This window comes from Corallococcus sp. CA049B (assembly GCF_003611685.1).
Classification (GTDB): domain Bacteria; phylum Myxococcota; class Myxococcia; order Myxococcales; family Myxococcaceae; genus Corallococcus; species Corallococcus coralloides.
Window position 1 is genome coordinate 86,325 of record NZ_RAWC01000008.1, and the last position, 6,239, is coordinate 92,563.

Annotated in this window: 7 protein-coding genes; 6 read left to right on the forward strand and 1 reads right to left on the reverse strand. The window is 69.1% G+C overall.

Going from position 1 to position 6,239, the window contains the following annotated elements:
• Positions 1-67: 67 nt before the first annotated feature.
• The 6 genes from D7W82_RS03150 (at position 68) to D7W82_RS03175 (ending at position 5,999) form a co-directional block, all read left to right on the forward strand.
• Positions 68-1,639 (forward strand): SulP family inorganic anion transporter, encoded by a 1,572-nt coding sequence (locus D7W82_RS03150; RefSeq protein ID WP_120616893.1) that lies wholly within the window; start codon positions 68-70, stop codon positions 1,637-1,639.
• Positions 1,636-2,334, forward strand: coding sequence for a carbonic anhydrase (locus tag D7W82_RS03155; protein ID WP_120616894.1), 699 nt, complete (start codon positions 1,636-1,638; stop codon positions 2,332-2,334). Before D7W82_RS03150 ends, D7W82_RS03155 begins: the two co-directional genes overlap by 4 nt.
• Before the next feature lie 216 nt (positions 2,335-2,550).
• On the forward strand, positions 2,551-3,216 hold the full coding sequence (locus tag D7W82_RS03160; RefSeq protein ID WP_120616895.1) for a DUF4476 domain-containing protein: 666 nt from the start codon (positions 2,551-2,553) through the stop codon (positions 3,214-3,216).
• A gap of 99 nt (positions 3,217-3,315) precedes the next feature.
• Positions 3,316-4,488: a triacylglycerol lipase gene (locus D7W82_RS03165; protein ID WP_120616896.1), complete on the forward strand. Its 1,173-nt coding sequence runs from the start codon at positions 3,316-3,318 to the stop codon at positions 4,486-4,488.
• 31 nt (positions 4,489-4,519) lie between these two features.
• Positions 4,520-5,737 (forward strand): PQQ-dependent sugar dehydrogenase, encoded by a 1,218-nt coding sequence (locus tag D7W82_RS03170; RefSeq protein ID WP_120616897.1) that lies wholly within the window; start codon positions 4,520-4,522, stop codon positions 5,735-5,737.
• Positions 5,738-5,789: 52 nt separating this feature from the next.
• A complete protein-coding gene (locus tag D7W82_RS03175; protein WP_120564825.1) occupies positions 5,790-5,999 on the forward strand; it encodes a hypothetical protein in 210 nt (69 codons plus the stop codon).
• A gap of 45 nt (positions 6,000-6,044) precedes the next feature.
• Here D7W82_RS03175 and D7W82_RS03180 read toward each other — a convergent pair.
• The coding region (locus tag D7W82_RS03180; protein WP_147439206.1) for a helix-turn-helix domain-containing protein at positions 6,045-6,239 on the reverse strand (195 nt) is incomplete at its 5' end.

Consider the following 6,239-nt stretch of genomic DNA (forward strand, 5'->3'; position numbering starts at 1 on the left):
TTGCGTAGCCCCCCTCTGTCACGCCAATCCCTGGTGTGGCGTGACAGCTGACAGGGGAGCTCAAGCAATGACTTCGGATGTAAAGGCAGCAGAGGCGAGGCCTTCGATGAAGGCGATTCTCGCTTCGGATTTGCCAGCTTCGCTGGTGGTGTTCCTGGTGGCCCTGCCCCTGTGTATGGGCATCGCGCTCGCCTCAGGAGCGCCCATCATGGCGGGCCTCATTGCCGGCGTCGTGGGAGGCCTGGTGGTGGGCTTCCTGGGTGGCGTGCCGCTGCTGGTGAGCGGCCCCGCGGCGGGCCTCGCGGTGATGGTCTTCGGTTTCATCCAGCAGCTGGGCTTCGCCGTGACGTGCGCGGCGGTGGCCGCGGCGGGACTCGTGCAGGTGGCGCTCGGCGGGCTGAAGGTCGCGCGTTCGGCGCTGGCCATCTCGCCGGCCGTGATCCACGGCATGCTCGCGGGCATCGGCATCCTCATCGTGCTGGGGCAGGTCCACATCGTTCTGGGTGGCGCTCCGCAGAGCAATGCCTGGAACAACATCCGGGAGCTGCCCGGGCAGATCCTCAACCTCCATGGCGCGGCCACGCTGCTGGGCCTGCTGACGCTGGGCGTCCTCATCGCGTGGGGGTTCCTGCCGAACGGCCGGCTGAAGAAGGTCCCGGGGCCGCTGGTGGCGGTCGTGGGCGGGACCGTGGTCGCGGCGGTGATGAACGCGGACGTGGCCCGGGTGCAGCTGGCGGCGGATGCGCTGTCCGCCATCAAGCTGCCGTCCCTTCCGGAAGGCTCCATGTGGGGCGCCTTCGCCGTGGCCGTGTTCTCCCTCGCCCTCGTGGCGAGCGCCGAGTCGCTCTTGAGCGCGGTGGCGACCGACAAGCTCCACACGGGCCCGCGGGCGAACCTGGATCGCGAGCTGCTCGCGCAGGGTGTGGCGAACACCTTCTCCGGTCTGCTGGGTGGTCTGCCCATCACCGGCGTCATCGTGCGCAGCGCGGCGAACATCAACGCCGGCGCGAAGACGCGCTGGTCGGCGATCCTGCACGCGGTGTGGATGCTGGCCTTCATCACCCTGCTGGGGAGCCTCGCGGCCTACGTGCCCCTGACGGTGCTCGCGGGCCTGCTCGTGCACGTGGGCCTGAAGCTCGTGAACCTCGCCCACATCCGGGAGCTGCGGCACCGGGGTGAGCTGCCTGTCTATCTCATCACCGTGGCCGGCGTGGTGGGCATCAACCTGCTCGCGGGCATCGGGCTGGGACTCGGCGCGGCCATCCTCCGGCTCCTGTGGCAGCTGGGCCAGGTGCGCGTGGAGATCCACGCCGACAAGGGCGTCCACCAGGTCTGCATCAGCGGCGCGCTGACGTTCGTCGGGGTGCCGAAGCTTTCGACGGCGCTCGCGAAGATTCCGTCGGGCTCCAAGGTTGAGGTGGACGTGGCGGTGAACACGCTCGACCACTCCGGCTTCGAGGCACTCGAGAGCTGGGCGGACACGCATCGCAAGACGGGTGGCACCGTGAGAATGGAGCCGCTCGAGGACGTCTGGACCCGGCGCAGCGCGCGTGTGGCGCCCGCCGCGGGGCCTGCCGCCTCATCCCCTTCCTCCCCCGTTCATCACGTTTCGACTCTCTCTCCCGGAGGTGTGCAGTGAAGAAGCTCATCCGAGGCCTGCTCGATTTCCAGCGCCACACCCTTCCCTCGTACCGGGCGACCTTCGCGCGGCTCGCGAAGGGTCAGTCCCCTGACTGCCTCTTCATCAGCTGCTCGGACAGCCGCGTGGTGCCGAACCTGCTCGTGTCCACGGACCCCGGCGACCTCTTCACGGTGCGCAACGTGGGCAACCTCGTTCCGCCGGCCAGGCCGGGCGGACAGCCCTCGGCGGACCGCGGTGAGGCGGCGGCCATCGAGTTCTCCCTGGGCTTCCTGCCCATCGAGGACGTCGTGGTCTGCGGCCACTCGAGCTGCGGCGCGATGAAGGCCATCCTGGCCGGCGGCAACGTGGACGGCGCCCCGAACCTCGAGCAGTGGCTCGCGCACGGAGCGCCCTCCATCAAGAAGCTGCGTGAGAACACCTCCAGGGTGGGCGAGGGGCTGCCGGACGCGGATCGCCTCTCCCAGCTGAACGTCCTCGAGCAGCTCGAGCACCTGAAGACCTACCCCATCGTGCGCGACCGGCTCGCGGCGGGGACGCTGCGGCTGCACGGCTGGTGGTTCGACATCGGGGCGGCGCAGGTCCACGCCTACCGTGACGACCTCGGCCGCTTCGTGCCCATCGACGAGACCGAGGGCGACCGGCTCCTGACGTCGCTGACGGACGAGCAGCCCACGCTCCGCGCCGTCCAGTAAGGCAGCCCAGAGCCCACGCAGCACCGAGCCTCGGCGTTCCCGCGTTCAGCGTGGAGCGCCGGGGCTCTGCTTTTCTCAAACAATGAGTCCAGGCCTGCTCAGCCGCGCCGTGCGTTTCAGGTGAATAAATGCGCGGACGGTGCGTGGAGATGGCACGGCGGCGGGAACGCTTGAGCGTACCGGCCGCACCGAACCCGTTTCCCACCAGGTCTTCACATGAATCGCATCGTCCGTGCCGCGCTCGTTTCGTCCCTGTTCGTTTCGTCCGCCAGCTTCGCGCAGGACGCGGAGTTCAACATGCAGGTGGACATCGAGGATCAGGACATGCCCTCCGCGCGCATCAAGATGAAGACGACGACGAACGTGGATGGCGAGGAGACGACCACCGTGAAGGTGCGCGGCGGCGGCGCCCGGATGGACGTGCGGATGACGGGTGGAATGACGGAGTCGGAGAGCCACAGCGAGCACCGGACGACGGAGACGCGGCGGGAGCCCCGGATGGACTCCCGGCCGGAGATGCCGATGGCCGCCGAGCCTTCCCACCGCGACTGTGGCACGCGCTCGGACGAGGGCTGCATGATGCGGCGGGATGGGCAGTACCCGATGGACGCCTCCACCTGGCGCGGCTTCTACCAGTCGCTCAAGAGCGAGAACAACGAGATCGTCCGCCAGGAGAAGGCGGAGAAGATGCTCAAGCGCGTCTACCTGACCGCGGTGCAGTTCGGCATGGTGCTGGACCTGTTCAACAATGAGATTGTCCGCCTGGAGGTGGCCAAGGAGGCCGCGCCGCACGTGGTGGATCCGCAGCACGCGCTGGGCTTCTCCTCCAAGTGGCGCAACTCCATCAGCGGCAGCGAGTACACGGACATCATCACCCAGTAGTCCGCAGGCAGGGATGCCGGGCCAGGGGTTCAGGACTTCACGTTGACCCCTCCCCGGCGTCGGGGGCAGTCCTCACGTCAGGCTTGCCAGGATTGCCCCATGGCAAACCGGCACCGCGTCTATCTGGTCCCCGGCTTCTTTGGCTTCACCCAGATGGGTGACAAGGAAACGGAGCGCATCGCCTACTTCCAGAACGTCCCCCGCCTGCTCGAGCAGCGCTTCAAGGAGCGCGGAGTCGATGCGCGGGTGCACGCCATCGCCTCCGCGCCCACCTCCGGGCTGGAGCTGCGTGCCCAGGACGTGTTCCGGGAGATGGCGCGGACCGCGAACGAGGACGACGCGCAGCTCCACCTGGTCGGGCACTCCACGGGTGGGCTGGATGCGCGCAGCGTCGTCTCACCGCGCATGGCGCGGCAGGCTCCGGACTTCGTGAAGCGCGTGCGCTCGGTCGTGACCATCGCCACGCCGCACTACGGCACCCCGCTGGCCAGCTACTTCAACCAGGGCGGCGTGGGGAAGACGCTGCTGCGCTACCTGTGGCTCTTCACCTTCCTCACCCTGCACCGCAAGGCCATGCCCCTGCGGACCGCCGCGCTCCAGGCGTGCTACTGGCTCGTGCTGCGGAGCGAAGAGGCGAAGCTCCCGCCCAACCTCTTCAATCAAATCGTCCGGCTGACGGCGGACCTCTCCGAGGCCGAGCGCGAGGACCTCATCCGGTTCTTCGGTCAGGTGGGCGAGAACCAGGCGCTCATCCAGGACCTCATGCCGGTCCGCCTGCGGGCCTTCAACGCGGACACGGCGGACCGGGAGGGCGTGCGCTACGGCTGCGTCGTCACGGGCGCGCCGCCGCCCAGGCTGTCCCTGCGCCTGCTGCTCACCCCGGACGCGCTCCTGAACGGACTCTTCGCCGTGCTGCATGCGAAGAGCGCGCCCCTGTCCCGGGAGCTCCAGGTTCCGGAGCGCACGCCGGCCCAGACCCAGGCCCTCCAGGATGTCTTCGGCAGGAGGTTCGAGTCCCGCAGCGACGGCATCGTCCCGAGCCGCGCCCAGGTCTGGGGACAGGTCCTCCACGTCGCGACGGCGGACCACCTGGACGTCACGGGCCACTTCGACCAGCCCCCGGAGCACATCAGCTGGCTGAAGTCAGGCTCCCGCTTCCAGGAGCCGCAATTCCAGGCGATGTGGGACCGGGTGATTGACTTCACGGTGGGCGGCGCCGCGACTGTTCACCCAGGCAACGGACTTCCGCGATGCATGCCCGTCGGAGGGTGACGTCCCGCCCGTCCCGGCGGAGAGTCACCCCATGCGCCATGGACTCGTGACCTCGTTCCTCGCCTCCCTCCTGCTGAGCGCCGTCCCCGAAGCCCAGGCCCAGACGGCCCGGCCGGTGGAGACCGCGCCCCCGAACGTGCCGGAGTTCAAGCCCGCGTTCCCGCAGCAGACGCGCGCCCCGGCGGTGAAGACGCGCACGCCCATCGTGGTGACGGAAGTCGCCTCGGGCTTCAACAAGCCGTGGGCCATCGCGTTCCTGCCGGATGGCCGCTTCCTCGTCACGGAGAAGCCCACGGGCAAGCTCTTCATCGTCACCGCCGCGGGCAAGAAGTCACCCCCGGTGGCGGGCCTCCCCAAGGTGGACGGCCGGGGACAGGGCGGCCTGCTCGACGTGGAGGTGGGGCCTGACTACGCGAAGAGCGGGCTCATCTACTGGACCTATTACGAGCCGCGCGAGGGCGGCAACGGGCTCGCGGTGGCGCGCGCGAAGCTGGTGGACGGCCCGAAGCCGCGCATCGAGGGGCTCCAGGTCATCTTCCGCATGCAGCCCACGCTCGAGTCCACGCTGCACGCGGGCGGACGGCTCGTCTTCACGCCGGACGGGAAGCTCTTCGTCACGCTCGGCGAGCGCTCCATCCTCCCCGGCCGCGTCCAGGCGCAGGACCTCAAGAGCGACTTCGGCAAGGTCGTCCGCATCAACCCGGATGGCTCCATCCCCCAGGACAATCCCTTCGTGGGCAGGAAGGACGCCCGGCCGGAGATCTGGTCCTCCGGGCACCGCAACATCCTCTCCGCGGCCCTGGACGCCCAGCAGCGGCTCTGGATTGTTGAGATGGGGCCGCGCGGAGGCGATGAGCTCAACCGCCCGGAGGCCGGCAAGGACTACGGCTGGCCCACGATTGGCTATGGCGAGGAGTACTCGGGCGCGCCCATCCACAAGACGACGCAGGCCGCGGGCATGGAGCAGCCTGTCTATTATTGGGATCCGGTCATCTCGCCCTCGGGGCTCACCATCTACTCGGGGGCGCTCTTCCCGGAGTGGAAGGGGAACTTCTTCATCGGCGGTCTGTCCAGCCAGGCGCTGGTGCGGCTGGTCCTGAAGGACGACCGCGTGGTCGGCGAGGAGCGCCTGCTCACGGAGCGCAACGCGCGGATCCGCGAGGTGGTCCAGGGGCCCGACGGCGCGCTCTACCTGCTCACGGACGATTCGAACGGCCGCCTGTGGAAGCTCACCCCGGGTACTCCATGAATTCCCGGTTGATGTATACTTCATGCTGAAACATCCTCACCGGGAGATACACATGCTGACGTCGTTGAAGAAGGCGGGCCGGGTGCTGTTCGCGATGGGCGCGGGTGCGTTCGTTTCCTTTGGCGCCACGCTGGCGCTGTCCACGCCCGCGACCGCGGAAGCGTCGCAGGTGGAGTGCTACGCCGAGGAGTGCAACGCCAGCTGTGTGGCGAAGGGCTTCCGCCTGGGCAAGTGTTACAAGGCCGCCTGCACCTGCTTCTGACAAGCCCTTCCCACGGGGCCGTCCCCAGGGAGGCCCGGGCAGCGGTCAGGAGCCGCCTGGGGACAGGCCGTATCGCTCCAGCAGGCGCCGGAGCTGTGTCCGGTGCATCCCGAGCGCGCGGGCGGTGGCGGCCACGTTGCCGCCGTGCTGCCGCAGGGCCTGCTCGACGCGGGCCCGCGCGTCTTCGTCCAGCGGGCGGAGGCGCGCGGCAGGCGGCCCGGCGGGCGGGGGCTCCAGGGG

Excerpts from the sequence above, each read along its gene's own strand:
- D7W82_RS03150 (WP_120616893.1), top strand. The coding sequence starts at position 68 with ATGACTTCGGATGTAAAGGCAGCAGAGGCGAGGCCTTCGATGAAGGCG.
- D7W82_RS03165 (WP_120616896.1), top strand. The coding sequence starts at position 3,316 with ATGGCAAACCGGCACCGCGTCTATCTGGTCCCCGGCTTCTTTGGCTTC.
- D7W82_RS03160 (WP_120616895.1), top strand. The coding sequence starts at position 2,551 with ATGAATCGCATCGTCCGTGCCGCGCTCGTTTCGTCCCTGTTCGTTTCG.
- D7W82_RS03170 (WP_120616897.1), top strand. The coding sequence starts at position 4,520 with ATGCGCCATGGACTCGTGACCTCGTTCCTCGCCTCCCTCCTGCTGAGC.
- D7W82_RS03175 (WP_120564825.1), top strand. The coding sequence starts at position 5,790 with ATGCTGACGTCGTTGAAGAAGGCGGGCCGGGTGCTGTTCGCGATGGGC.